At 60.5% G+C, this 22,702-nt stretch carries 21 protein-coding genes and 1 pseudogene; 7 read left to right on the top strand and 15 right to left on the bottom strand.

Annotation, left to right across the window (positions count from 1 at the left end):
• Positions 1-90 precede the first annotated feature (90 nt).
• The 3 genes from ACJ8HN_RS00110 to ACJ8HN_RS00100 form a co-directional block, all read right to left on the bottom strand.
• A complete protein-coding gene (locus ACJ8HN_RS00110; protein WP_442522912.1) occupies positions 91-2,217 on the bottom strand; it encodes a S9 family peptidase in 2,127 nt (708 codons plus the stop codon).
• A 54-nt stretch (positions 2,218-2,271) separates the two neighbouring features.
• Positions 2,272-3,075, bottom strand: a complete 804-nt coding sequence (locus ACJ8HN_RS00105; RefSeq protein WP_197838125.1) for a TonB family protein — start codon at positions 3,073-3,075, stop codon at positions 2,272-2,274.
• Positions 3,076-3,177: 102 nt separating this feature from the next.
• Complete coding sequence (locus ACJ8HN_RS00100; RefSeq protein ID WP_060443005.1) at positions 3,178-4,017, bottom strand: ChaN family lipoprotein; 840 nt, start codon at positions 4,015-4,017, stop codon at positions 3,178-3,180.
• A gap of 177 nt (positions 4,018-4,194) precedes the next feature.
• Here ACJ8HN_RS00100 and mmuP point away from each other — a divergent pair, with 177 nt between their 5' ends.
• Together mmuP and mmuM are read left to right on the top strand one after the other, a co-directional pair.
• Positions 4,195-5,604, top strand: a complete 1,410-nt coding sequence (mmuP, locus tag ACJ8HN_RS00095) for an S-methylmethionine permease (protein ID WP_442522911.1) — start codon at positions 4,195-4,197, stop codon at positions 5,602-5,604.
• The gene (gene mmuM / locus ACJ8HN_RS00090; protein ID WP_442522910.1) at positions 5,594-6,532 is read left to right on the top strand and encodes a homocysteine S-methyltransferase; all 939 of its coding nucleotides are present in this window, start codon (positions 5,594-5,596) and stop codon (positions 6,530-6,532) included. The genes mmuP and mmuM overlap by 11 nt, the downstream gene beginning before the upstream one ends.
• Before the next feature lie 50 nt (positions 6,533-6,582).
• Here mmuM and maeB read toward each other — a convergent pair whose 3' ends face one another.
• From maeB to ACJ8HN_RS00065, 5 genes are all read right to left on the bottom strand, one after another.
• On the bottom strand, positions 6,583-8,862 hold the full coding sequence (gene maeB, locus ACJ8HN_RS00085; protein ID WP_033635475.1) for an NADP-dependent oxaloacetate-decarboxylating malate dehydrogenase: 2,280 nt from the start codon (positions 8,860-8,862) through the stop codon (positions 6,583-6,585).
• Between the two features lie 212 nt (positions 8,863-9,074).
• On the bottom strand, positions 9,075-9,248 hold the full coding sequence (lysC, locus tag ACJ8HN_RS00080) for an Rz1-like lysis system protein LysC (RefSeq protein ID WP_338808044.1): 174 nt from the start codon (positions 9,246-9,248) through the stop codon (positions 9,075-9,077).
• The gene (locus ACJ8HN_RS00075; protein WP_060422075.1) at positions 9,229-9,609 is read right to left on the bottom strand and encodes a DUF2570 family protein; all 381 of its coding nucleotides are present in this window, start codon (positions 9,607-9,609) and stop codon (positions 9,229-9,231) included. Before ACJ8HN_RS00075 ends, lysC begins: the two co-directional genes overlap by 20 nt.
• A complete protein-coding gene (locus tag ACJ8HN_RS00070) occupies positions 9,606-10,007 on the bottom strand; it encodes a M15 family metallopeptidase (RefSeq protein ID WP_033635478.1) in 402 nt (133 codons plus the stop codon). The genes ACJ8HN_RS00075 and ACJ8HN_RS00070 overlap by 4 nt, the downstream gene beginning before the upstream one ends.
• Positions 9,997-10,323 carry a phage holin, lambda family gene (locus ACJ8HN_RS00065; protein ID WP_004936551.1) on the bottom strand — a complete coding sequence of 109 codons (327 nt, stop codon included), beginning with the start codon at positions 10,321-10,323 and terminating at the stop codon, positions 9,997-9,999. Before ACJ8HN_RS00065 ends, ACJ8HN_RS00070 begins: the two co-directional genes overlap by 11 nt.
• Before the next feature lie 292 nt (positions 10,324-10,615).
• On the opposite strand from ACJ8HN_RS00065, the gene ACJ8HN_RS00060 reads away from it, so the two are divergent.
• Positions 10,616-12,115, top strand: a complete 1,500-nt coding sequence (locus ACJ8HN_RS00060; RefSeq protein WP_033635479.1) for a glycosyl hydrolase family 18 protein — start codon at positions 10,616-10,618, stop codon at positions 12,113-12,115.
• Positions 12,116-12,200: 85 nt separating this feature from the next.
• Here the strand turns inward: ACJ8HN_RS00060 and ACJ8HN_RS00055 are convergent, their stop codons facing one another.
• Positions 12,201-13,142: a LysR family transcriptional regulator gene (locus ACJ8HN_RS00055; RefSeq protein WP_033635481.1), complete on the bottom strand. Its 942-nt coding sequence runs from the start codon at positions 13,140-13,142 to the stop codon at positions 12,201-12,203.
• Positions 13,143-13,546: 404 nt separating this feature from the next.
• Between ACJ8HN_RS00055 and ACJ8HN_RS00050 the strand changes: the two genes are divergently transcribed.
• Complete coding sequence (locus ACJ8HN_RS00050; protein WP_033635482.1) at positions 13,547-14,140, top strand: lytic polysaccharide monooxygenase; 594 nt, start codon at positions 13,547-13,549, stop codon at positions 14,138-14,140.
• Between the two features lie 66 nt (positions 14,141-14,206).
• Here ACJ8HN_RS00050 and ACJ8HN_RS00045 read toward each other — a convergent pair whose 3' ends face one another.
• The 6 genes from ACJ8HN_RS00045 to ACJ8HN_RS00020 all read right to left on the bottom strand — a co-directional run bounded on the left by ACJ8HN_RS00045 (position 14,207) and on the right by ACJ8HN_RS00020 (position 20,209).
• Positions 14,207-15,169 (bottom strand): sugar-binding transcriptional regulator, encoded by a 963-nt coding sequence (locus tag ACJ8HN_RS00045; protein ID WP_004936575.1) that lies wholly within the window; start codon positions 15,167-15,169, stop codon positions 14,207-14,209.
• A gap of 95 nt (positions 15,170-15,264) precedes the next feature.
• Positions 15,265-15,921, bottom strand: a complete 657-nt coding sequence (gene dhaL, locus ACJ8HN_RS00040; RefSeq protein WP_033639687.1) for a dihydroxyacetone kinase subunit DhaL — start codon at positions 15,919-15,921, stop codon at positions 15,265-15,267.
• A 3-nt stretch (positions 15,922-15,924) separates the two neighbouring features.
• A complete protein-coding gene (locus tag ACJ8HN_RS00035) occupies positions 15,925-16,926 on the bottom strand; it encodes a dihydroxyacetone kinase subunit DhaK (RefSeq protein WP_033639686.1) in 1,002 nt (333 codons plus the stop codon).
• 29 nt (positions 16,927-16,955) lie between these two features.
• Positions 16,956-17,726: an SDR family oxidoreductase gene (locus ACJ8HN_RS00030; RefSeq protein WP_042705973.1), complete on the bottom strand. Its 771-nt coding sequence runs from the start codon at positions 17,724-17,726 to the stop codon at positions 16,956-16,958.
• 35 nt (positions 17,727-17,761) lie between these two features.
• Positions 17,762-19,030 (bottom strand): MFS transporter, encoded by a 1,269-nt coding sequence (locus tag ACJ8HN_RS00025; RefSeq protein ID WP_033639685.1) that lies wholly within the window; start codon positions 19,028-19,030, stop codon positions 17,762-17,764.
• A gap of 66 nt (positions 19,031-19,096) precedes the next feature.
• Entirely contained in the window at positions 19,097-20,209 is a 1,113-nt protein-coding gene (locus tag ACJ8HN_RS00020) for an MDR/zinc-dependent alcohol dehydrogenase-like family protein (protein WP_028127773.1), read from the bottom strand.
• A gap of 318 nt (positions 20,210-20,527) precedes the next feature.
• Between ACJ8HN_RS00020 and rpiB the strand changes: the two genes are divergently transcribed.
• The 3 genes and pseudogenes from rpiB to ACJ8HN_RS00005 all read left to right on the top strand — a co-directional run.
• Positions 20,528-20,986, top strand: a complete 459-nt coding sequence (gene rpiB / locus ACJ8HN_RS00015) for a ribose 5-phosphate isomerase B (RefSeq protein ID WP_004936593.1) — start codon at positions 20,528-20,530, stop codon at positions 20,984-20,986.
• A gap of 193 nt (positions 20,987-21,179) precedes the next feature.
• Complete coding sequence (gene tal / locus ACJ8HN_RS00010; RefSeq protein ID WP_442522909.1) at positions 21,180-22,130, top strand: transaldolase; 951 nt, start codon at positions 21,180-21,182, stop codon at positions 22,128-22,130.
• Positions 22,131-22,148: 18 nt separating this feature from the next.
• Positions 22,149-22,702, top strand: a pseudogene (locus tag ACJ8HN_RS00005) (transketolase); the annotation flags it as partial.

The following is a 22,702-nucleotide window of genomic DNA, read 5'->3' as shown; positions in this document are numbered from 1 at the left end:
GGCCGACAATGCCCAGCAAAAAGCCCGCCGAAAGCGCGGTAAAAGATTGTTATTGTTTTATTGCGCCGCAGCGTGCCGCGGCGCTGAAGGTTATTTCTGCGCCTGCCGATCCGCCGCCAAAATAAAGGCGTACTCCAGCGCGCCGTTTTCCAGCCGCGCCAGGCGGCCCGATTTGCCGCCGTGGCCGGCGGTCATGTCGGTGGAGAGCAGCAGCAGCGAATCGCCCTGCTTGAAGCGCCGCAGCTTCGCCACCCATTTGGCCGGCTCCCAATACTGCACCTGTGAGTCGTACAAGCCGCTGGTAACCAGCAGGTTCGGGTAACGCTGCTTGCGCACGTTGTCGTACGGGCTGTAGGACTTCATCAGCGCATAGGCGGCCGGCTGGTGCGGGTTGCCCCACTCCTCGTACTCCCCGGTGGTGAGCGGAATGCTGTCGTCCAGCATGGTGGTCACCACGTCGACGAACGGCACCTGCGCCACCACCGCGTTGTACAGCTGCGGCGCCTGATTGATCACCGCACCCATCAGCAAGCCGCCGGCGCTGCCGCCCATGGCGTAGATGCGCCCCGGCTGGCCGTAGCCGTCTTTGATCAGCGCCTGGGTGGCGTCGATGAAATCGTTGAAACTGTTCGGTTTGTGCGTCAGCTTGCCCTGTTTGTACCAGCTCTGCCCCAGCTCGCCGCCGCCGCGCACGTGGATCAGCGCATAGACGAAGCCGCGATCCAGCAGGCTGATGCGGTTGGCGCTGAACGCCGGATCCATGCTCATGCCGTAAGCACCGTAGCCGTACACCAGCAGCGGGTTATGCCCGTTTTTGAACAGCGATGTGCGGTACACCAGCGAGACCGGCACCTTCACGCCGTCGCGCGCCGTTACCCAGATGCGCTCGCTGTGATACAGGCTCGGATCGACACCTTTCACTTCCTGCTGCTTCAGCAGGGTGCGCTCGCCCTTGTTCAGATCCCACTCATAGGTGCGGGTCGGCGTGGTCATCGCCGAATAGCCGTAGCGCAACCGATCGCTGTCCGGCTCGGGGTTATAGCCCAGCCAGGCCATGTAGCTGGCGTCGTCGAACGGGATGGCGCGCTCGGTTTTGCCGTCCCAGCTGATTTGCCGCAGCTGCACCAGCCCGTTGGCGCGCTCCTGCACCACCAGCCAGTCGCGGAACAGGCTGAAGTTCTCCACCTCGTGCTGCGCCTGCGGCGCGATCAGCGTCTGCCAGGGTTTGCCCGCCGCCGCCGTGCGGTACAGGCCAAAGTTCGGATCCTGATGGTTGGAACGCAGATAGAACTCGCCGCGGTAGTGATCGAGATAATACTCGCGGCCGTTCTGCCGGGCGGCGAACAGCTGCGGCTCGCGCTGCGGCTGATTGGCGTCGATCAGGCGCACTTCGGAGGTGGTGTTGCCGCTGATGGTCAGAATCAGGTAATCGCGCGAGGACGAGCGGCCGAGGCTGAGGTAGAACGCCGGATCGTTTTCCTGGTACACCAGCTTATCTTCCGCCGTCGGCGTACCGTACTGATGGCGATAAACCTGGTATGGCAACAGCGTTTGCGGGTGGTTGCGCACGTAGAACAGGGTTTGGTTGTCGTTGGCCCACACCATGTTGCCGGAGGTGTTTTCCAGCGTTTCCGGCGACCAGCGTTCGCTGCCTATCTCGCGCAGGGAGATGCGGTATTGGCGGCGGCCCTGCAGATCTTCGGCCACCGCCAGGCGGCGGTTGTCCTGGCTGACGTCCATAGCCCCCAAGCGATAGTAGGCGTGGCCGGCCGCGCGCTGATTGGCGTCCAGCAAGGTTTGCCACGGCGCGTCGGCGGTCAGCGCCTGGCGCTGATACAGCGCGAAATCTTTACCGGCGGCGTAGCTTTCCTGATAGCGATAGCCGTTGAGCTGATACGGCACCGAACGATCGTCAGGGTTCATGCGGCCCAGCATCTCCTGATACAGCGTGGCGCGCAGCTTCTGGTACGGCGCCATCATCTGCTCGGTGTAGCGGTTCTCCGCCTTCAGGTAGTCCAGCACCTTCTGCTCTTTTCGGCTGTCGTCGCGCAGCCAGTAGTAATCGTCGGTGCGCGTCTCGCCGTGGGCGGTCAGCGCTTTCGGCGCGCGTTCCGCCAACGGCGGCTGCGGTTGCGCCAGCGCGGCGCCGGCGACGCCTAAAGAAAGCCAGAGCGCGGCCGCGATGCGACGGCGCGGGGTGGATAACAGCGGATTCATAATCCCTCACGAAGTTTGAAAAGGCGGACGACGGCGATGCGGCGCCTGCGGGCATTAACGGCGGGCATTCAGCTCCGCCAGATTGAAATCGATCGGCATCGTCACCCTGACGGCCCCCTGCTGCAGCATCTCCGGCGGCGGCGGCGGCAACGGCTGAGCGCGCGACACCACCGCTACCGCTTCCCGATCCAGCGACGCAGTGCCGGAGCGCACCAGCAGCGTAACGTTCGAGACCCGCCCCTGCGCGTCGACGCTGAAACTGACCTGCGGCATGCCGCTGCGCCGGCGGCTGCGGGCATCCAAAGGGTAATCCTTGATGCGGTTCAGTTTGCCTTTCACCAGGCTCTCCCACGACAGTTTTGCCTGCGCGTTGCTGTTGGCGTCGCTGTTGATCGGTGCGGCGGTCTGGTGAGAGAGCGTCTGCGCCTGCGGCGCGGCGGCGCTGGACGCGGCGGCGTTGCGCGTCTCTTTGGCCTGTTCCTGCGGCTTAGGCTGCGGCTGCGTTTTTTGCGGGGGGCGGCGTTCGGCGCGCTTCTTCTGCGCCGTCACGATTTTCGCTTTCTCGGCGCGCGCCAGCTTGGGCAGATCCGGCTGTTGCTGCTGCTCCGCCGGCTGCGCCGCAGCGGATTCCGCCTGCTGCAGGCCCAGCGGCAGCGGCTTGCTTTCCGGCGCTTCAATCTGCGCCGCCCAGCTCATCATCACCGCCGGCGGTGGCAACACCACCGGCTCCAGCGCCGTCTGCGGCCAGTAAAACAGCAGCACCAACGCCGCGTGCGCCGCCAGAGCGAGCAGCAGGCCGCGCGTCCAGCGCGGCTGCGGCAGTTCAAAGGCCGGGAGGGAGTAAGACTGACTTAACATAGGGGCATTAGCTTGCTTAATTGCGAATGATTGCAGATCACATTTACTAATGATAATCATTTGCAACTATAATTAACACCCCTTTTCACTCTCTTAACGTATTCATTTCACTGATGGTGTGATCCACAGGTAGTCTGCGGTGTTCGCATCGACCTGTACGCCCGGCTCCGCCAGCATCAGCACCGTCAGCGCCGCCGCCGGTTGCAGATCCCGCACGTGCAGCGGCACCCCCACCGATTTGGCGGCGTGATAGCCACCGGCGATCAGCAGCGCGGGCGTGGGCGCCGCCAGCAGGCGCTCAGCCATGCGCCGGTCGCGCTGCTGCTGGATCGCCAACATCGCCTGCAGCTGGTCGGCCTCAATCTTGCCGCCGTGCGAAGTGCGGATGGTCTCTTCCAGCGCCTTGCGCACCGCCGGCTGCGCCGATAGCTGCCCCGCCGGGAATTGCGGCTGCTGATAGAACGCCGTAATCTCGCTGCGATCCAGGTTGGCCGACCACAGCGGATAAGGCGCGCGCATCGCCGCCATCGTCACTCCGCCATACAGCGCCCACTTCCAGCCCGGCTGCCAGGCGATCAGCTCCGCTACGCGGCCGTCGCGCACCGTCGGATCGCTCTGCAACCACTGCTTGACCTTGTCGACCTGCGCCTGTTGGTTCGGGTTGATCATCTCCATCAGCACGCTGCCCTGCGGCCGCCGCTGCGGCAGCTGCTGCACCAGCCATTGCTCAATCTGATGGTGGTAAGGATTGTCATGTTTCTCACCCAGGATCACCCGCGGCTGCTGCGCCAATCGCGTCAACAGCTGCTCCGGCGTCAGGGTCGCGCCGCTGTGCAGATCGGTGATGCTCCCCAAACTCGCGACGTCGTTGGCCGGCGCCTTCACCGGCGCCTGGCTGCAGGCGCCGAGCGCCAACGCCGCCAATAAAATCAGGTATCTCATCATGTTGCCCCATTATCGAAAATGGCGACATTATAGATAATAATTATCATTTGCATATAGATCCGGCTTAACGATTTTTTTACGCGCCGATCGCCGGCTGCGCATTGCGTTGAAAAAGCATTGCGGGTATAACCAATAGCCATTCAGATATTTAGACGTCTATACGGATAGATTATTATGCAACCATCGGTACCCGCCGCAGGACAGTTCAAACGCAGCATGAAGGCCCGGCACCTGGTGATGCTGTCGCTGGGCGGCGTGATCGGCACCGGGCTGTTTTTCAACACCGGCTACATCATCTCCACCACCGGGGCGCTCGGCACGCTGCTGGCCTACCTGATCGGCGCGCTGGTGGTGTATCTGGTGATGCTGTGCCTGGGCGAGCTGTCGGTGGCGATGCCGGAAACCGGCGCCTTTCACGTCTATGCTTCGCGCTATCTGGGGCCGGCCACCGGCTATACCGTCGCCTGGCTGTATTGGCTCACCTGGACGGTGGCGCTCGGCTCCAGCCTGACCGCCGCCGGATTCTGCATGCAGTACTGGTTCCCGCAGTCGCCGGTGTGGCTGTGGTGTTTGATCTTCTGCGTGGCCATTTTCCTGCTTAACGTGGTGACCACCCGCTTTTTCGCCGAAAGCGAATTCTGGTTTTCGCTGATCAAAGTGGTGACCATTCTGGCGTTTATCATTCTGGGCGGCGCCGCCATGTTCGGCCTGCTGCCGATGAAAGACGGTACCCCGGCGCCGTTCCTGCATAACCTGACCGCTTCCGGCTGGCTGCCGCACGGCACGCTGCCGATCCTGATGACCATGGTGGCGGTGAACTTCGCCTTCTCCGGCACGGAACTGATCGGCATCGCCGCCGGCGAAACCGAGAACCCGGAAAAAGTCGTGCCGCTGGCGATCCGCACTACGGTGATCCGCCTGATGCTGTTCTTTATCGGCACGGTCTTCGTGCTGGCAGCGTTGATCCCGATGGATCAGGCGGGGATCGTCAAAAGCCCGTTCGTGCTGGTGTTTGAACGCATCGGCGTGCCTTACGCCGCCGATATCTTCAACTTCGTGATCCTGACCGCCATCCTGTCGGCGGCCAACTCCGGCCTGTACGCCTCGGGGCGCATGCTGTGGTCGCTGGCCCACCAGCGCACCCTGCCGGCCTACTTTGCGCGCGTCAATGCGCGCGGCATTCCGATCAACGCCCTGACCTTCAGCATGCTCGGCGGCGTGCTGGCGCTGCTGACCAGCGTGATCGCGCCGGACACGGTGTTTGTCGCCCTGTCGGCGATCTCCGGTTTTGCGGTGGTGGCGGTGTGGCTGAGCATCTGCGCGGCCCACTATGCTTTCCGCCGCGCCTACCTGCGCAGCGGCCAGCCGATAAGCGGCCTGAAATACCGCGCGCCCGGCTACCCATTGACGCCGATCCTCGGCTTTGCGCTGTGCCTGCTGGCCTGTATCGGGCTGGCTTTCGATCCGGAGCAGCGCATTGCGCTTTACTGTGGGCTGCCGTTCGTCGCCCTGTGCTACCTCACCTATTTCCTGACCCGGCGCGCCGGGCAAAAAACCGCTTTGGGAGAACAACATGTCGGTTAACAACCCCGTCGCCCGTATGCTGGCCGAACATCCCACGCTGATCCTGGACGGCGCGCTGGCCACTGAGTTGGAAGCGCGCGGCTGCGATCTGACCGATCCGCTGTGGTCGGCCAAGGTGCTGATTGAAAATCCCGAGCTTATCTATCAGGTGCATCTCGATTATTTCAACGCCGGCGCCCAATGCGCCATCACCGCCAGCTATCAGGCCACGCCGCTGGGCTTCTTGCGCCGCGGCCTGGATCAGGAGCAATCGCTGGCGTTGATCGCCAAAAGCGTGCAGCTGGCGCAGCGGGCGCGCCGCGATTATCTGGCCGAACACCCGCAGGCGGCGCCGCTGCTGATCGCCGGTTCGGTAGGCCCGTACGGCGCCTATCTGGCCGACGGCTCGGAATACCGCGGCGATTACCGGCTGGCGCAGGATGACATGATGGCCTTCCACCGCCCGCGCATCGCCGCCCTGGCGGCCGCTGGCGTCGATCTGCTGGCCTGCGAAACGCTGCCGTCGTTCGCCGAACTGCAGGCGCTGCTGACGCTGCTGCAGGAATTCCCGACGCTCGGCGCCTGGTTCGCCTTGACCCTGCGCGACAGCCAACATCTCAGCGACGGTACGCCGCTGACGGAGGTCCTGTCCGCGCTGCGCGGCAACCCGCAGGTGTTGGCCATCGGCATCAACTGCATCGCGCTGGACAAGGTCGCCCCGGCGCTGCGTCAGCTGAAAGCGCTGGCCGACAAGCCGCTGCTGGTTTACCCGAACTCCGGCGAGCACTACGATGCGGTGAGCAAAACCTGGCACGCCTGCGGCGGCGAGCACGGTAGCCTGGCCGATCAGGCGACGGAGTGGCGCACGCTCGGCGCACAATTGATCGGCGGCTGTTGCCGCACCACCCCGCAGGATATCCGCGCCATCGCTGCGCGCTGCAAGGCATAAAAAAAGCCCCCGGCGCCAGCGGCGCAGGGGGCCAGTCACTCAACCCGGGCTTACAGCGGCTGGGTCTGGGCTTCCACCACCGCCAGCGCCACCATGTTGACGATGCGGCGCACCGAGGCGATCGGCGTCAGGATGTGCACCGGCTTGGCGACCCCCATCAGCACCGGCCCGACGGTCACCCCTTCCGAGCAGGAGACGCGCAGCAGGTTGTAGCTGATGCGCGCCGCTTCCATGTTCGGCATGATCAGCAGGTTGGCCGAGCCTTTCAGCGGGCTGTCCGGCATCAGATCGTGACGGATGCTTTCCACCAATGCGGCGTCGCCGTGCATTTCGCCGTCGATCTCCAGCTCGGGCGCCAGCTCGTTCACCAGTTCCAGCGTTTTGCGCATCTTGCGCGCCGCCGGGCAGTCGGAAGAGCCGAAGCTGGAGTGAGACAGCAGCGCCACCTTCGGCTCGATGCCGAAGCGGCGCACGGTTTCCGCCGCCATCAGGGTGATCTCCGCCAGCTGTTCCGGGGTCGGATCGTCGTTGACGTAGGTGTCGGCGATAAAGGTGTTGCCGCTCGGCAGCAGCAGCGCGTTCATCGCGCCGGCGACGTGCGCGCCTTCACGGAAGCCGAACACGTTCTTCACCACGTCGTAATGCTCGTGGTAGCTGCCGATGGTGCCGCAGATCATCGCGTCCGCTTCGCCGCGGTGCAGCATGATGGCGGCGATCAGCGTCGGGTTGCCGATCACCGCACGGCGCGCCTGCTCTTGCGAGACGCCGCGGCGTTTCATGATCTGGTAGTACTCGCCCCAGTATTCGTTAAAGCGCGGATCCGACTCGTTGTTCACCACTTCGAAATCTTTGCCCGGCGTCAGCTGCAGGCCCAGCTTTTTCAGGCGCATCTCGATCACGCTCGGGCGGCCGACCAGGATCGGGAAGGCCAGCCCCTGCGACACCAGCTCCTGCGTGGCGTGCAGCACGCGCTCTTCCTCACCTTCCGCCAGCACCACCCGCTTCACCTCTTTGCGCGCCTGCGAGAAGATCGGCTTCATGAACAGGTTGGTTTTGTAGACGAACTCCGCCAGCTTCTCGACGTAAGCGTCGAAGTCTTCGATCGGGCGCGTCGCCACGCCGGAGTCCATCGCCGCCTTGGCTACCGCCGGCGCGATCTTGACGATCAGGCGCGGATCGAACGGTTTCGGGATGATGTATTCCGGCCCGAAGGAGAGATCCTGATCGTCATAGGCGGAAGCCACCACGTCGCTCTGCTCCGCCAGCGCCAGATCGGCGATGGCGTGCACGCAGGCCAGCTTCATCTCTTCGTTGATGGTGGTCGCGCCCACGTCCAGCGCGCCGCGGAAGATGAACGGGAAGCACAGGACGTTGTTCACCTGGTTCGGGTAATCGGAACGGCCGGTACAGATGATGGCGTCCGGGCGCACCGCTTTGGCCAGCGGCGGCAGAATTTCCGGTTCCGGGTTGGCCAGCGCCATGATCAGCGGATCGCGCGCCATGGTTTTCACCATATCCTGCGTCAAGACACCCGGGCCGGAGCAGCCGAGGAAGATGTCGGCGTTCGGGATGGCGTCGCCCAGCGTGCGCTGGCCGTTATCCTCGATGGCGTAGGCGGCTTTGGTCTGCTCCATATTGGCGTCGCGGCCTTTATAGATGACGCCCTTGGAGTCGCAAACGGTGATGTTCTGTTGCCGCAGCCCCAGCGCCACCAGCAGGTTCAGGCAGGCGATGGAGGCCGCGCCGGCGCCGGACACCACCAGGCGTACGTCGGAGATATTCTTCTTCACCACGCGCAGGCCGTTGAGCACCGCCGCAGTGGTGATGATCGCCGTGCCGTGCTGGTCGTCGTGGAACACCGGGATCTTCATGCGCTCGCGCAGTTTCTGTTCGATGTAGAAACACTCCGGCGCCTTGATGTCTTCCAGGTTGATGCCGCCGAAGGTCGGTTCCAGCGCGGCGATAATGTCGATCAATTTGTCAGGGTTATGCTCATCCACTTCGATATCAAACACATCGATACCGGAAAACTTCTTGAACAAAACGCCCTTGCCTTCCATCACCGGCTTACCGGCCAACGCGCCGATATTGCCCAGACCCAGTACCGCCGTGCCGTTGGAAATCACCGCCACCAGGTTGCCGCGCGCGGTGTATTTGTAGGCTGCCAACGGATCTTCGGCGATCTCGAGGCAAGGCGCGGCGACGCCCGGCGAATAGGCCAACGCCAGATCGCGCTGGGTCGCCAACGGTTTGGTGGGGGAAACCTGGATCTTCCCTGGGACAGGAAACTGATGGAAATCAAGGGCACTCTGTTTGAGCTGTTCGTCCATTATGGATTCCTTTGTTTTTTGCTTTTATGTTGAGGTAAGGCTTTGAGGCTGCGCCCTGCCGTGGGCCGTGGCGCCCAAGTACAATGACAGGGCGCAGCCTTGAAGTATAGTGAGAGAAACATCACAAACTTTGAAGCGCGCCATAACCTTGGCCGAAAGACCGTTTTAAAAGTAAAAAAAGGATCGCGAGACGAGTCGAAGAAGCGCTGCCGTCAGCGTGGCGGCAGCGTGTCGCGCCAGGCGTTGAGCGTCTCCACCTGGCCGGCGCAAATGTGTAACGAGGTTTGTAACGCCAGGGTATAGCTTACCGCATCGCCCCAGGTCTCCCCTTGCAGCTGCGGTTGCTCACAGGGCGCGAACACCGATTCAGGGGGCAACAGCGGCACGGCCTGCGGCGCCGGCGGCCGGGCGCAGGAGCTCAAGCACAGCGCCAGGCAGAGGCTGAGCGGCGCAGGGATCGTTTTTAATCGCTTCACGGTATTTCCTCTGATAAGCCTCGTGTTGTTGGCGCAGCTGCCGTTCCTGCCGCTGCTGCGCCGCCATCAGCGCGCGGTTTTGCGCATCCTGGGTCTGCAGGGTGGCGATCAGCCCGGCCTGCTGCGCCAGGCTTTTCTGTAGCTCCGCCGCCTGTTGGCGCGCGGACGCCAACTGGTGCGACAGCAGCGAGCTGTAGCCGCCGAGGCTGATGGCCGCCAGCAACAGCAGCAGCAACCCGCCCTGCATCAGTTTTTGCAGCCAGCCGCTCATGCCGGATAGTCCCGGAACGCCAGCTGGAAGTGCGGGCCATCCTTGAGGGTTTTCCACTCGCCGCCCCATTCGACGTTGACCCCGCATTCACGCGCCGCGCGCCGCACCGCCACCGCAATCTGCGCGTAGTAATCCCACTCCCAGGAGACCACACCCGCCGGCATCGCCACCACGTCCACCGCGTGGCCGGTCAGATGGCGGCTGCGCAGCGTTTGGCTGCTGCCGGCGCGCACCATTTCCCGCTGGCGCGCCATGCTGCGCAGCCCCTCGCTGACGGAAAACGGCACCAGCGAATAACGCAGCGCCAGACGAATAACGCGCACCAGATCCGGGTGCACGCCGCGCAGGTTCTCTTCGCTGCGGGCGGTAAAACGAATCTCTTCGATGTCATTTAACATTTTTAAACCCCGTCTTTTTGCCGATGAATTTTTTAATTAAGGCGTTGATGTAATCTGCCCCCATAAAGCCAATCAGTACGCTGGCCAAATTCGCCCACTTTAATTCCAGGCCCATCAGCGCCAGCGCATCGCGCACCGTCCAGGCCAATAACGCGCACATCGCCGCATTCAATAAACGGCGCCGAATGCCCACGTTGCGGTAAGCGCCGTGCAATAGCGCCATGACGCCGGCCAAAATGGCGTTTAATACCGGCTGAAGATATTCACATACTCGCTGGACTATTAAGCCAACAGCGTCAGGCTCTATGCTGGACATAGCTCATCTCCTTTTTTATTTTTAATTAAATGCCAATCACGGCCGGTGGGACATCGGATAATCAGAATCTAGTTAAGGATGCTATTACAAAGCAAATGAATAAATACAGGCCCTATGGTCGAATTCATTCATGCTGAGCGTTGGCACAACGCATAAGCGCCAATGTTGACGGCAATGAATAAAATTTCATTGTTATCGTGATTTATTTCGACTTTCGTTTTCACGAAAAATAAACATTAATGGCTGCGGGAAATATGTCCCATCTTAAAAACATCCACTCTGGAGAAATACCATGTCCACACGCAAAGCCGTTATTGGGTATTATTTTATTCCGACCAACCAAATCAATAATTACACCGAGTCCGATACGTCCGTCGTGCCGTTCCCGGTTTCCAACATCACGCCGGCCAAAGCCAAACAGCTGACGCACATCAACTTCTCGTTCCTGGATATCAACAGCAACCTGGAATGCGCCTGGGATCCGGCCACCAACGATGCCAAGGCGCGCGATGTGGTCAACCGCCTGACCGCGCTCAAGGCGCACAATCCCAGCCTGCGCATCATGTTCTCCATCGGCGGTTGGTACTACTCCAACGATCTGGGCGTGTCGCACGCCAACTACGTCAACGCGGTGAAAACCCCGGCCTCGCGCACCAAGTTTGCCCAATCCTGCGTGCGCATCATGAAGGATTACGGCTTCGACGGCGTGGACATCGACTGGGAGTACCCGCAAGCATCAGAAGTGGACGGTTTCATCGCCGCGCTGCAAGAGATCCGCACCCTGCTGAATCAGCAAACCGTCGCCGACGGCCGCCAGGCGCTGCCGTATCAGTTGACTATCGCCGGCGCCGGCGGCGCCTTCTTCCTGTCGCGCTATTACAGCAAGCTGGCGCAGATCGTCGCGCCGCTCGATTACATCAACCTGATGACCTACGATCTGGCCGGCCCCTGGGAGAAGATCACCAACCACCAGGCGGCGCTGTTCGGCGACGCGGCCGGGCCGACCTTCTACAACGCGCTGCGCGAAGCCAATCTGGGCTGGAGCTGGGAAGAGCTGACCCGCGCCTTCCCCAGCCCGTTCAGCCTGACGGTCGACGCCGCGGTGCAGCAGCACCTGATGATGGAAGGCGTGCCGAGCGCCAAGATCGTGATGGGCGTCCCCTTCTACGGCCGCGCCTTCAAGGGCGTCAGCGGCAGCAACGGCGGCCAGTACAGCAGCCACAGCACGCCGGGCGAAGATCCGTATCCGAGCACCGATTACTGGCTGGTGGGCTGCGAAGAGTGCGTGCGCGACAAGGATCCGCGCATCGCCTCCTATCGCCAGCTGGAGCAGATGCTGCAGGGCAACTACGGCTATCAGCGGTTGTGGAACGACAAGACGAAAACCCCTTACCTGTATCATGCGCAGAACGGGCTGTTCGTCACCTATGACGATGCCGAAAGCTTCAAATACAAAGCGAAGTACATCAAGCAGCAGCAGCTGGGCGGCGTGATGTTCTGGCATCTGGGGCAAGACAACCGCAACGGTGATCTGCTGGCCGCGCTGGATCGCTATTTCAACGCCGCGGACTACGACGACAGCCAGCTGGATATGGGCACCGGCCTGCGTTACACCGGCGTCGGCCCCGGCAACCTGCCGATCATGACCGCGCCGGCCTACGTGCCGGGCACCACTTACGCGCAGGGCGCGCTGGTGTCCTATCAGGGTTACGTCTGGCAGACCAAATGGGGTTACATCACCTCGGCGCCCGGCTCCGACAGCGCCTGGCTGAAGGTGGGCCGCGTGGCGTAAGCCATAAAAAAACCCCGTAGCCGAGCGCTGCGGGGTTTTCATTGAGTTAACCGTTTGATTTTCGCGTCCCTTCGTCTCTATTCCTTCAGTTGTGGCACCAAGGATAGCCGCCATCCCGCACCACTTCGCGGCCCATCAGGCTGTAAACATCGCTTTTGCGCGTCAGCCGCTCATGCCACCAGTTAAACCCGGCGCCCTTGCTGGCCGGATGCCACGCCAGCCAAATCATTTCGTCGCCCTTTTGCATCTCCACCGGCACCGTCACCAGTTCGCCGCTGGCCAGTTCCTTTTCGATCAGCGACGGCGGCAGAAAAGCGTGGCCGATGCCGCGTTTGAGCAACGCCAGGTTGCTTTCCACGTCGCACACCACCAGTTGGCGCTGCAAAGGCAACGTGCCGTGATTGCGTTTGGGCAGTTCATGGCTGCTGTCGGCGATCGCAACCACGATGTCGTTCAAGCGCTGCTTCTTGCACACCGGCTTTTTCTGCGCCGCGAACGGATGCGAGGGCGACACGCACAGCACAAAGTTGAGCTTGCCGAGCATCAGGGTTTTGGCCTGTACGCTGTCGGGGATTTGGCCGATGGCGATGATCAGATCCGCCCGGTTGTTCTTCAGCGCATCCCAGGTGCCGTTCAGCGCTTCCCGCTGCACCGAGATATTGGCGTTCGGGCAATGCTGAATATAGTCGCGGATATCCTGCGTCAGGGTCTCCAACGGGAAGAAGGTATCCACCGCCAGGCGGATATTATTGTCCAGCTTGGGGATGTTTCTTACCCGGCTTTCCAGATCCTGCACCGCATTTAATATCCAGCTGCCCTCCTGCAGGAGAAATTCCCCTTCATCCGTCAGGGTAATCATGGGGCCATTGCGATGAAAAAGTTTCACGCAGAGTTTGCTTTCAATATTGGAAACCCGATAAGAGATTGCCGAAGGCGTTTTATGCAGCGCCTCCGCCGCCATAGAGAAAGAGCCGGTGCTCTTAATGGTGCTGATTATTTTAATCGCGTCCAGGGATAATCTAGTCATACAAATTCCTCTTTAAAATAAAACAAGAAAAATGACACTAAATTCCCAAGGTGGTGGCGCACAAAAATCGATCAAATCGAACAAGGATACTCAAGGCAACAAGCAATATACTTCATAAATGAGAGCGCTATCTTAAATACTATTCATCACGCCCTGATATAAAATTCATCATAGCGCTCTATTTTTGCATTGTGACAGTTAAATAAATTCAGCCTAACGATCAAAGATCGTCATCATAATAATTTTCGTTAATAGCCGTTAAAACATTCCGCTCTGCCGCACGACCAGAATGATAAAAATAAAACAAGCCGACAAGAAGGGTTATTTCCGATTACGTTATTAGCCTCTCATTTTGTCGGTGAAATACGCTCAACTTACAACATAATTTCAGTCAGGAGTGACTTATGAACAAAACTTCCCGTACCCTATTCTCTCTGGGCCTGCTGAGCGCAGCCATGTTCGGCGTTTCGCAACAGGCGAATGCTCACGGTTATGTCGAATCGCCGGCCAGCCGCGCCTATCAGTGCAAACTGCAGCTCAACACGCAGTGCGGCAGCGTGCAGTACGAACCGCAGAGCGTCGAAGGCCTGAAAGGCTTCCCACAGGCCGGCCCGGCTGACGGCCACATCGCCAGCGCCGACAAGTCCACCTTCTTCGAACTGGATCAGCAAACGCCGACGCGCTGGAACAAGCTCAACCTGAAAACCGGCCCGAACTCCTTTACCTGGAAGCTGACCGCCCGTCACAGCACCACCAGCTGGCGCTATTTCATCACCAAGCCGAACTGGGACGCTTCGCAGCCGCTGACCCGCGCTTCCTTTGACCTGACGCCGTTCTGCCAGTTCAACGACGGCGGCGCCATCCCTGCCGCACAGGTCACCCACCAGTGCAACATACCGGCAGATCGCAGCGGTTCGCACGTGATCCTTGCCGTGTGGGACATAGCCGACACCGCCAACGCCTTCTATCAGGCGATCGACGTCAACCTGAGCAAATAATCGGTCAAATGAGGAGATCGTTGAGGGTTCAGCCTGGCGCTGAACCCTTTTTTTTTGCAGGTGCCGCTATTGCGACATGTTGAGGATAGTGCGCACATTGAGCGCGCTGGTGGCGATAATGTCGATGGCGCCGGTGCGCAAAGCGCCCAAAATCGCCAACGCCTTGGTATTCTCGGAAGCAATGGCGATCACGCAAGGGATTTTGCGCAGCTCATCAATGCTCAGCCCGATCACTCTGTCATTCATCACCGTGTCGACATGCTGCCCCTGAGCATTGAAAAAGTCATAGCCGGCGATGTCGCCGATCACGCCCTGATTAAGGCTGGCGTCGATAATCTCGTGCGGCGTAAACCACCCCAATTTCACCATATAGCTGTTTTCATTCATGTCGCCAATGCCGACTAACGCCACATCGGCCTTACGCGCGCGGTCCAGCGTTTCCTTGATCGTACCGTTCTGCATGAAGGCGTCTTTCAGCGCGCGATTTTCGACGTAGGCCGGCGCGTAAAGCGTCTCGCTGCTGCCGCCGAACTTCTTCGCCAAGCGCCGACTGATATGGTCGGCGTTGATCGCATCGCCCGGACGGTGGGTGCCGCCGATGCCGCAGATGAACTTGCAGTTGCGTTCCGTCACGCTGCCGACGTGATCGGCGATCGCCGCCACGTTGCGTCCCTGGCCGACCGCCAACACCATATCGTCTTTCAGCGACATCGCCAGATAGTTGGACACCAGCGCCGCCACCTGCCGACGCTGTTCCTCTTCGTCCTGATGGTCGAGCGCGATCAACGCGCGGCTGATGGGAAAACGCTCCATCATCTGCTGTTCCAGCCGGGTGCTGAATACCGGGTGATAACGCACGTTGATCTCGACGATGCCTTCTTCCTTGGCGCGCTTGAGCAAACGACCGACTTTGATCCGTGAGATGCCGAATTTTTTGGCGATCTCTTCCTGCGTGATCTCATCCTGATAATAAGCAACGGCGATTTCGGTCAGCAGTTCGTTATCCTGGGACACAGTTTGTTTTTCCATCCGTTAGACGTTTCCCCACGGCAGGCCGGTTGATGATGGCGGAGGGACGATACACGCCCCTCCGACAAGGCTGAATGCCCGCTAGTATAACGCGTTCAAGCGGCAACGGTATTCAGTCGTTGTTCCACCTCGTCCGCCAATCGAGTCAAGAGCAGGCAGCAAGATACCGCGCCGGCGTCCAGTACGCCGCGCGAACGCTCGCCCAGACGGCTGGCGCGGCCGATTTTCGCCACCAGCTCACGCGTGGAATCGCGCCCGCGTTCCGCGGCGATCCTCATCTTTTCCAGCGCTGCGGCGAAGTCGTCACCGCGCCCCGCCGCCTGCTCAAACGCCGCCACCGCCGGTATCAGCGTATCCATCAGACACTTGTCGCCCACGCCCGCGCTGCTGATGTCCTGCAGTTCGCTCAATCCGCCGTGCAACATCGCCAAAAATGCCTGCTTATCCAGCACGCTGCGCTCACGGACGCTCTCCGCCATGCCCATGAACAGGCTGCCGTACAGCGGCCCCATCGAACCGCCGATGCCCTCCATCAGCGCATCCGATACCGCATCGAACGCCTGCGCCAGCGTGAGCTCGCGGCCGCGAATGGCATCGCCGCACATCGCGAATCCCTTCGACATATTAATGCCATGGTCACCGTCGCCGATGGCGCCGTCGATTTCGCTCAGGTATTCGCGGTTGCTGACAATGGTTTCTATCAGCCCCGTAACGATCTCACTGCCGTACCGGGTTGAAATTTGTTCCGTCATGATTCACTCCACCTGGGTTAAGCCTAAAGATTGCGCCGGCATGTCCAGCAGCGTTTTCAGTTCGTCATCCAGCGTCATCAGCGTCAGCGTCACGCCCATCATTTCCAGCGACGTGAAGTAATTGCCGACGTAGCGCCGATGCACCCGCACTCCTTTCGCCGTCAACCGGCGCTCTATTTCGGCATAATAGATATACAGCTCCATCACCGGCGTGGCGCCAAGCCCGGAGATCAGCAACGCCACCTCCTGGCCTTGTTCCAACGGCATATCGTTGAGCACAAAATCGAGCATGGTGCCGGCCATCGCCGACGCCGACTGGATCGGCGATACCTCAATGCCCGGTTCGCCGTGATGGCCGATGCCGATCTCCATCTTGCCGTCTTCGATATGAAAATTGGGTTTGCCGACCGCGGGAATGGTGCAGGAACTGAGGCCGACGCCGATCGAACGACACCGGTCGATGGCTTTTTGCGCCGCGCCGATCACGCCGTCCAGATCGTATCCCTTGGCCGCCGCCGCCGCGCCGACCTTCCACATCAGAATTTCGCCGGCCACGCCGCGTCGCTTGTCCCTCTCACTGGCCGGCGCCGAGGCGACGTCATCGTTGGCCACCACGGTTTTCACCCGTATGCCGGCCGCCGTCGCCTTCTTGATCGCCATCTTGACGTTCATGTTGTCGCCGGCGTAGTTGCCGTACAGGCAAGCGACGCCCGCACCGCTGTCCGCCGCCTTGAAGGCGTCGAGAAAAGCCCCCGCCGTAGGCGATGAAAAAATCTCGCCAATCGCGACGGCATCCAGCATGTTTTTGCCGACATAGCCCAGGAACGCCGGCTCATGGCCGGAGCCGCCGCCGGTGACGATGCCCACTTTGCCGGCGATCGGCGCAGGCGGATATTTCAACACCCGCGCATTGTCGGTGGCGGCGTAATAGTTCGGGTGGGCCAGCCTGTAGCCCTGAATGGCGTCTTCCACTACGTGATCGGGATCGTTAATGATTCTGTTCATCGCGGCCTCTCTGTCGCCTGAATAAGAAATTATTGAATGGTGTAACCGCCGTCGACCACCAGGTTGGCGCCGGTGATCATCGCCGCCGCGTCACCGGCCAAAAACAGGGCGCTGGCGGCGATATCTTGCGGCTCAGCAAAGCGCCGCAGCGGGATTTTCTGCTTCATCTGCTCAGCCACCTCGCCAGACCAGGCCTTACGGCCCAACTCCGTCAAAACGACGGTGGGTGAAATGGCGTTGACCCGCACGTTGTGCGGCCCCCACTCCAGCGCCAGCACCTGGGTCAACCCGATCACGCCCGCTTTGCTGGCGCAATAGGCCAGGTGATTAGGCAAAGCCACCACCCCGGCCTGCGAGGCGAGATTGATGATGCTGCCGCCGCGCTGACTAATGAAACGGCGCCCTACCGCCTGGCAGGTAAGAAACACGCCTTTCAGATTGACCGCCAGGGTTGCATCCCACGCCGTTTCCGGCAGCTCCTCGGCCGGATGCAGCGCGACGATGCCGGCGCTGTTGACCAGCACGTCCAGCCGCCCGAAATGCGCCTCAATCTGCGCCACCGCCCGCTCCACCGACGCGGCATCGGTGACGTCGGCCACGACGCCCAGCGCCGCCTCGGCGTCCAGCTGTCGCGCCACTTCCGCAACCTGCGGCGCCCGATCGAGCAGCGCCACGCGCGCGCCGTTTTGCAGATAGCGTTCGGCAATCGCGAGACCGATCCCTGCAGCACCGCCGGTAATCAGCGCCACCTTGCCCTGCAGCGAGAGCTCGCGCGGCGCCGTAGTTTGATGATTAATCATAAATTTCCCCTTAAAACTGTGAACTTCACGATCGGTCAGGATATTTTCGCCAAACTCGCGCCGCGTTCTTCCTGCGCCGTCGCGCTTTCTTTCGGCAGCGTGACAAATTTCATCAGCACGCCGCTGAACAGGTACAAGCCGGTAAAGATCCAGATCACGCCAACGGCGCCGAGGCTGCCGATAAACAGCCCCACCACCGCCGGGCCGACAAAGGTGCTCAGGCCGGCGCCCAGATTGAGAATCGACATCGCCGCGCCCTTATTGTCCGGCGCCAGCGACGGCATGATGGCCGACAGCGGCACGAACGCCGCCAGGCAGGCGCCGAACAACCCGGCGGCGCACACGGTCAGCAGGTAGTTGGCGCCAAAGAATTGCGGCACGTAGTAGAACATCAGCGTGGTCAAGGCGCAGCCGACGCAGCCGAACCACATCACCACATTGCGCCAGCCGAGCCCGTCGCTGATCACGCCGAAAATCAGGTTGAAAATGATGTTGACCGTCCACAGCGCGGCGTACATCTGCAGCCAATGCGTGCGGGTGAACCCCATATCCATCATGTACATGGGCATGAATACGACGAAGCCGTAAGCCGCAGAGGTATTAATGGTGCGCACGATGCCGCCCAGGCCGATCTTCGGGTTTTCAAACGCGATGGTGATGCCTTTCAAGACGTAACCCAGCGACGCTTTTTCCCGGTTGCCGCGCTGTGCCGCGCCGTCGTCGCGATTGAGCATCAGCGCAATCACCGCGCCCAGCACGACGAAAATCAGCGCGCTCCACAGCGTGTGGATCTCGCCGAGATAAGGCAGCATGATGCTGGAATACAGCACGCCCAGCACGCTGAGCCCGCCGCTGTAGACGAACCAGAAAATCCCCACCGCCGACCCCAGCCTTTCCGGCGGCGCCTCATACGCCACCCACACCAGAAAACCGTAGGCAAATAGCGGATAGCCCAAGCCGCGCAGCGCATAGGTCGGCACCATGATCGCCAGGTTGTTGCTCGGCAGGCCGAACGTCAAAAAGCACACCGAACCGAATAGAAACAGCAGCAGGCCGGCCAACATCACCCGCCGGGCGGTAAAGATTTCCGCCAGCACGCCGGAAAACCAGGCGGCGATCGCGGCCGCAAAGCCATAAACGCTGAACAGCAGCGCCGATTCCTGAATGCTAAGCCCTTTGCCAATCAAATAAGGCGACAGCCATCCTTGTTCCAGCCCTTCGCCCATCATGAACACCAACACGCCGGCATAGCCCAGCAGCAGTTTCGGTGACAGACCAATGCGATGAATCAGTCCATGCAACATAGAACACCCCAGCACATGTGATTATGGAGGCGCAGGCTCGCCCGCACCCGAGGAACGACGCAGGTTTCAGAGGTTTGGATTAAGCACCACTTTGATTGAACCGATGCCGCGCTTCATCAGCTCGAAACCTTCGGCGAACTGTTCCAGCGGCAACGTATGCGTCACCACGCCTTCGGTCGGCAGATCGCCATTGGCGATGCCTTCGATCACCAGCGGGTAGCAGTAAGGGCCGAGGTGCGAACCGAGCACGTCCAGCTCCTTGCGGTCGCTGATGATGCTCCAATCGACGGTCACCGGATCCTTGAACACGGAAAATTCGACGAAGGTGCCGAGCTTGCGGATCAGCGTCAGGCCCTGTTCCACGGACTTCTGTGCGCCGGTCGCCTCGATGTAGATGTCGCAGCCGTAGCCGTCGGTCATCGCTTTAACCGCGGCGGGCACGTCGTCACGGGTGGGATTCAGCGTCACATCCGCGCCGAAGCGCTTCGCCAAGGCCAGACGTTCGTCGGACAGATCCAGCACCACCAGCTTCGAAGGCCCGGACTTTTTGATCGCCCCGATCATGCCCAGCCCCAGGGTGCCGGCGCCGGCCAACACCACCACATCGCCCAGTTTGATATTGGCGCGTTGCACCGCATGGAAGGAGCAAGCATAGGGTTCGATCAGAATGGCTTTTTCGATCGGCAGGTCGGCCGGCACATGGTAGTTAATCGCCTCTTTGGTGAACTTCATGTACTCGGCCATGCCGCCGTTAACGTTTTTCTGGAAACCGTACAGGTCATGCTTTTCGCACATCCAATACTGACCGCGGTTGCAGAAGCGGCATTGCCAGCAGGGAACGATTTGTTCTGATATCACGCGATCGCCGAGATTGAAGCCCTCGACGCCTTCGCCATACCCCACGACATGGCCGATAAATTCATGACCGGGGATCATCGGCGCCTTGATGTATGCCGGTTGTTTTTCATCGCCCCAGAAGCTGGGCGCCCCTTCGAACGCTTTAACATCACCGGCGCAGATGCCGCAGGCCTCGATCTTCACCAGGATCTCTTTCGGGCCGATCTTCGGTACCGGCACCTGTTCCAGGCGGTAATCTTTCGGGGCGTACGCCACAACCGCCTTCATGATCTCGGGGATACCGGCCGCCATTTTCGCCTCTGTTATGCAGGTCTGACACATAGCACTCTCCTCTGGTAGGGGAACTTATTTTGATCATTAATACAAACAAAGAACAAATGAACACTAACGCCGCGCGTTCAATTTGCCCACAGTGAACTTATCAAAGTGTGATATCGCTCAAAAACCCGTCTCAACTAGGGTGAACAACGATTGAAAGCCCTTTTTTAGTGACTGATATCACCTTTTACAGTGGCAAACTGAAAAATCCAGCAAAAAACAAAAGAACATCAATTGAACATTTGATTAAACAGGGATACGGTAATGAACGTGGCGCCACCGAGGATCGCCACCCTTTTCGTTACCAATCAGGAGACCGCTATGCTGCCTATCGCCATCGGCGCCGATGATGCCGCCATTGAACTGAAGGATCTGATCGTTGCCCACCTGCAACAACGGGACATCCCCGTCATTGACTACACGACGGATCGCGCCGCAGAAACGGGGATCTATCCCGATATCGCCTATCGCGTCGCGCAGGCGATACGGGAGGAAAAACATCGGCGGGGCATCCTGCTGTGCGGCACCGGCATCGGTATGAGCATCGTGGCCAATAAAGTGCCCGGCATTCGTGCGGCGCAATGTCACGATACCTACTCCGCCCAACGGGCGCGCAAAAGCAATGATGCTCAGATCATCACGCTGGGCGCGCGGGTCATCGGTGCCGAACTGGCGAAAACCATCGTCGATGCCTGGCTGGAATCGGAGTTTGAGGGGGGAGGATCGGCGCCGAAAGTCGAGCGAATCGGCTATTACGAAAACGCGGCCGGACGGCGTTAAACCGCCTGCAGTCTCGATGGCGGTCGCGCGCAAGCCGCGCTCCGCCTGGGTTTATTCGGCATTCATTGTTATTATCCATCGCAACAATCAGAAAAAGCGCATTTTCATTCCCGACCCGATGATGCAGTGTGTTCCCCCTATGATGAAAAAGGTTCTCATTTCCCTACGTTGAGCTTGGTCAAGGAGCTTATCAATGAATCAATTAGACGCACTCAAGCAGCTGACCACGGTGGTCGCCGACAGCGGCGATATCGAATCCATCCGCCAGTTCGAACCCCAGGACGCTACCACCAACCCTTCGCTGATCCTGAAAGCCGCCGCGCTGGCGCAGTACAAGGCGCTGATCACCGAAGCGCTGGACTATGCCCGCCGCCAAGGCGGCAGCAAGGAAACCCAGCTGATCAACGCCAGCGATAAGCTGGCGGTCAATATCGGCGTCGAGATCCTCAAAAGCGTGCCGGGCCGCATCTCCACCGAAGTGGACGCCCGCCTGTCGTTCGATCGCGGCATGTGCGTCGCCAAAGCGCGAAAGCTGATCGCCATGTATCAAGAACAGGGCATCGACAAATCGCGCATCCTGATCAAACTGGCTTCCACCTGGGAAGGCATCAAAGCCGCCGAGGAGCTGGAAAAAGAAGGCATCAACACCAACCTGACGCTGCTGTTCTCCTTCGCCCAGGCCCGCGCCTGCGCCGAAGCCGGCGTGTATCTGATCTCGCCGTTCGTCGGCCGCATCTATGACTGGTATCAGGCCAAACAGCCTGCCGCCGACTACGATGCCGAGCAGGATCCGGGCGTGAAATCGGTGCGCACCATCTATGAATACTACAAGCGTCATCGTTACCAGACGGTGATCATGGGCGCCAGCTTCCGCAAGGTTGAGCAGATCCTGGCGCTGGCCGGCTGCGATCGCCTGACCATCGCGCCGAACCTTTTGGAACAGCTGAAAAATAGCGACCGGCCGGTCGAGCGCAAGCTGACCCCGTCCACCGAGGGCTTCCACCAACCGGCCCCGCTGGCCGAAGCGGAGTTCCGCTGGCTGCACAATCAGGACGCCATGGCGGTGGAGAAACTCGCCGAAGGCATTCGCCTGTTCGCCGTCGACCAGCAGAAGCTGGAAGACATGTTGGCCGCTCAACTGTAACCGCACTGGAGTTTCGTTATGTCTTCTCGTAAAGAGCTTGCCAACGCCATCCGCGCACTCAGCATGGACGCCGTACAAAAAGCCAATTCCGGCCACCCCGGTGCCCCTATGGGCATGGCGGACATCGCCGAAGTCCTGTGGCGTGACTACCTCAACCACAACCCGACTAACCCGCACTGGGCTGACCGCGACCGTTTCGTGCTCTCCAACGGCCACGGCTCCATGTTGATTTACAGCCTCCTGCACCTCACCGGCTATGACCTGCCGATGCGCGAGCTGGAAAACTTCCGTCAGCTGCATTCCAAAACCCCAGGGCACCCGGAGTACGGCTACACCCCGGGCGTTGAGACCACCACCGGCCCGCTGGGCCAGGGCATTGCCAACGCCGTCGGCTTCGCCATCGCCGAACGCACCCTGGCGGCGCAGTTCAACCGCCCGGGTCACGACATCGTTGACCACCACACCTACGCCTTCATGGGCGATGGCTGCATGATGGAAGGCATCTCGCACGAAGTCTGCTCTCTGGCCGGTACCCTCAAGCTCGGCAAGCTGACCGCTTTCTACGATGACAA

The organism is Serratia sp. CY29653, from assembly GCF_052169255.1.
In the GTDB taxonomy this organism is placed as follows: domain Bacteria; phylum Pseudomonadota; class Gammaproteobacteria; order Enterobacterales; family Enterobacteriaceae; genus Serratia; species Serratia sarumanii.
This window is presented reverse-complemented; position numbering and strand designations above follow the sequence as displayed.

Bases quoted from the DNA above. Each gene is read 5' to 3' on its own strand.
- ACJ8HN_RS00110 (WP_442522912.1), bottom strand. From the start codon at position 2,217: ATGAATCCGCTGTTATCCACCCCGCGCCGTCGCATCGCGGCCGCGCTC.
- ACJ8HN_RS00105 (WP_197838125.1), bottom strand. From the start codon at position 3,075: ATGTTAAGTCAGTCTTACTCCCTCCCGGCCTTTGAACTGCCGCAGCCG.
- ACJ8HN_RS00100 (WP_060443005.1), bottom strand. From the start codon at position 4,017: ATGAGATACCTGATTTTATTGGCGGCGTTGGCGCTCGGCGCCTGCAGC.
- mmuP (WP_442522911.1), top strand. From the start codon at position 4,195: ATGCAACCATCGGTACCCGCCGCAGGACAGTTCAAACGCAGCATGAAG.
- mmuM (WP_442522910.1), top strand. From the start codon at position 5,594: ATGTCGGTTAACAACCCCGTCGCCCGTATGCTGGCCGAACATCCCACG.
- maeB (WP_033635475.1), bottom strand. From the start codon at position 8,862: ATGGACGAACAGCTCAAACAGAGTGCCCTTGATTTCCATCAGTTTCCT.
- ACJ8HN_RS00075 (WP_060422075.1), bottom strand. From the start codon at position 9,609: ATGAGCGGCTGGCTGCAAAAACTGATGCAGGGCGGGTTGCTGCTGCTG.
- ACJ8HN_RS00070 (WP_033635478.1), bottom strand. From the start codon at position 10,007: ATGTTAAATGACATCGAAGAGATTCGTTTTACCGCCCGCAGCGAAGAG.
- ACJ8HN_RS00065 (WP_004936551.1), bottom strand. From the start codon at position 10,323: ATGTCCAGCATAGAGCCTGACGCTGTTGGCTTAATAGTCCAGCGAGTA.
- ACJ8HN_RS00060 (WP_033635479.1), top strand. From the start codon at position 10,616: ATGTCCACACGCAAAGCCGTTATTGGGTATTATTTTATTCCGACCAAC.
- ACJ8HN_RS00055 (WP_033635481.1), bottom strand. From the start codon at position 13,142: ATGACTAGATTATCCCTGGACGCGATTAAAATAATCAGCACCATTAAG.
- ACJ8HN_RS00050 (WP_033635482.1), top strand. From the start codon at position 13,547: ATGAACAAAACTTCCCGTACCCTATTCTCTCTGGGCCTGCTGAGCGCA.
- ACJ8HN_RS00045 (WP_004936575.1), bottom strand. From the start codon at position 15,169: ATGGAAAAACAAACTGTGTCCCAGGATAACGAACTGCTGACCGAAATC.
- dhaL (WP_033639687.1), bottom strand. From the start codon at position 15,921: ATGACGGAACAAATTTCAACCCGGTACGGCAGTGAGATCGTTACGGGG.
- ACJ8HN_RS00035 (WP_033639686.1), bottom strand. From the start codon at position 16,926: ATGAACAGAATCATTAACGATCCCGATCACGTAGTGGAAGACGCCATT.
- ACJ8HN_RS00030 (WP_042705973.1), bottom strand. From the start codon at position 17,726: ATGATTAATCATCAAACTACGGCGCCGCGCGAGCTCTCGCTGCAGGGC.
- ACJ8HN_RS00025 (WP_033639685.1), bottom strand. From the start codon at position 19,030: ATGTTGCATGGACTGATTCATCGCATTGGTCTGTCACCGAAACTGCTG.
- ACJ8HN_RS00020 (WP_028127773.1), bottom strand. From the start codon at position 20,209: ATGTGTCAGACCTGCATAACAGAGGCGAAAATGGCGGCCGGTATCCCC.
- rpiB (WP_004936593.1), top strand. From the start codon at position 20,528: ATGCTGCCTATCGCCATCGGCGCCGATGATGCCGCCATTGAACTGAAG.
- tal (WP_442522909.1), top strand. From the start codon at position 21,180: ATGAATCAATTAGACGCACTCAAGCAGCTGACCACGGTGGTCGCCGAC.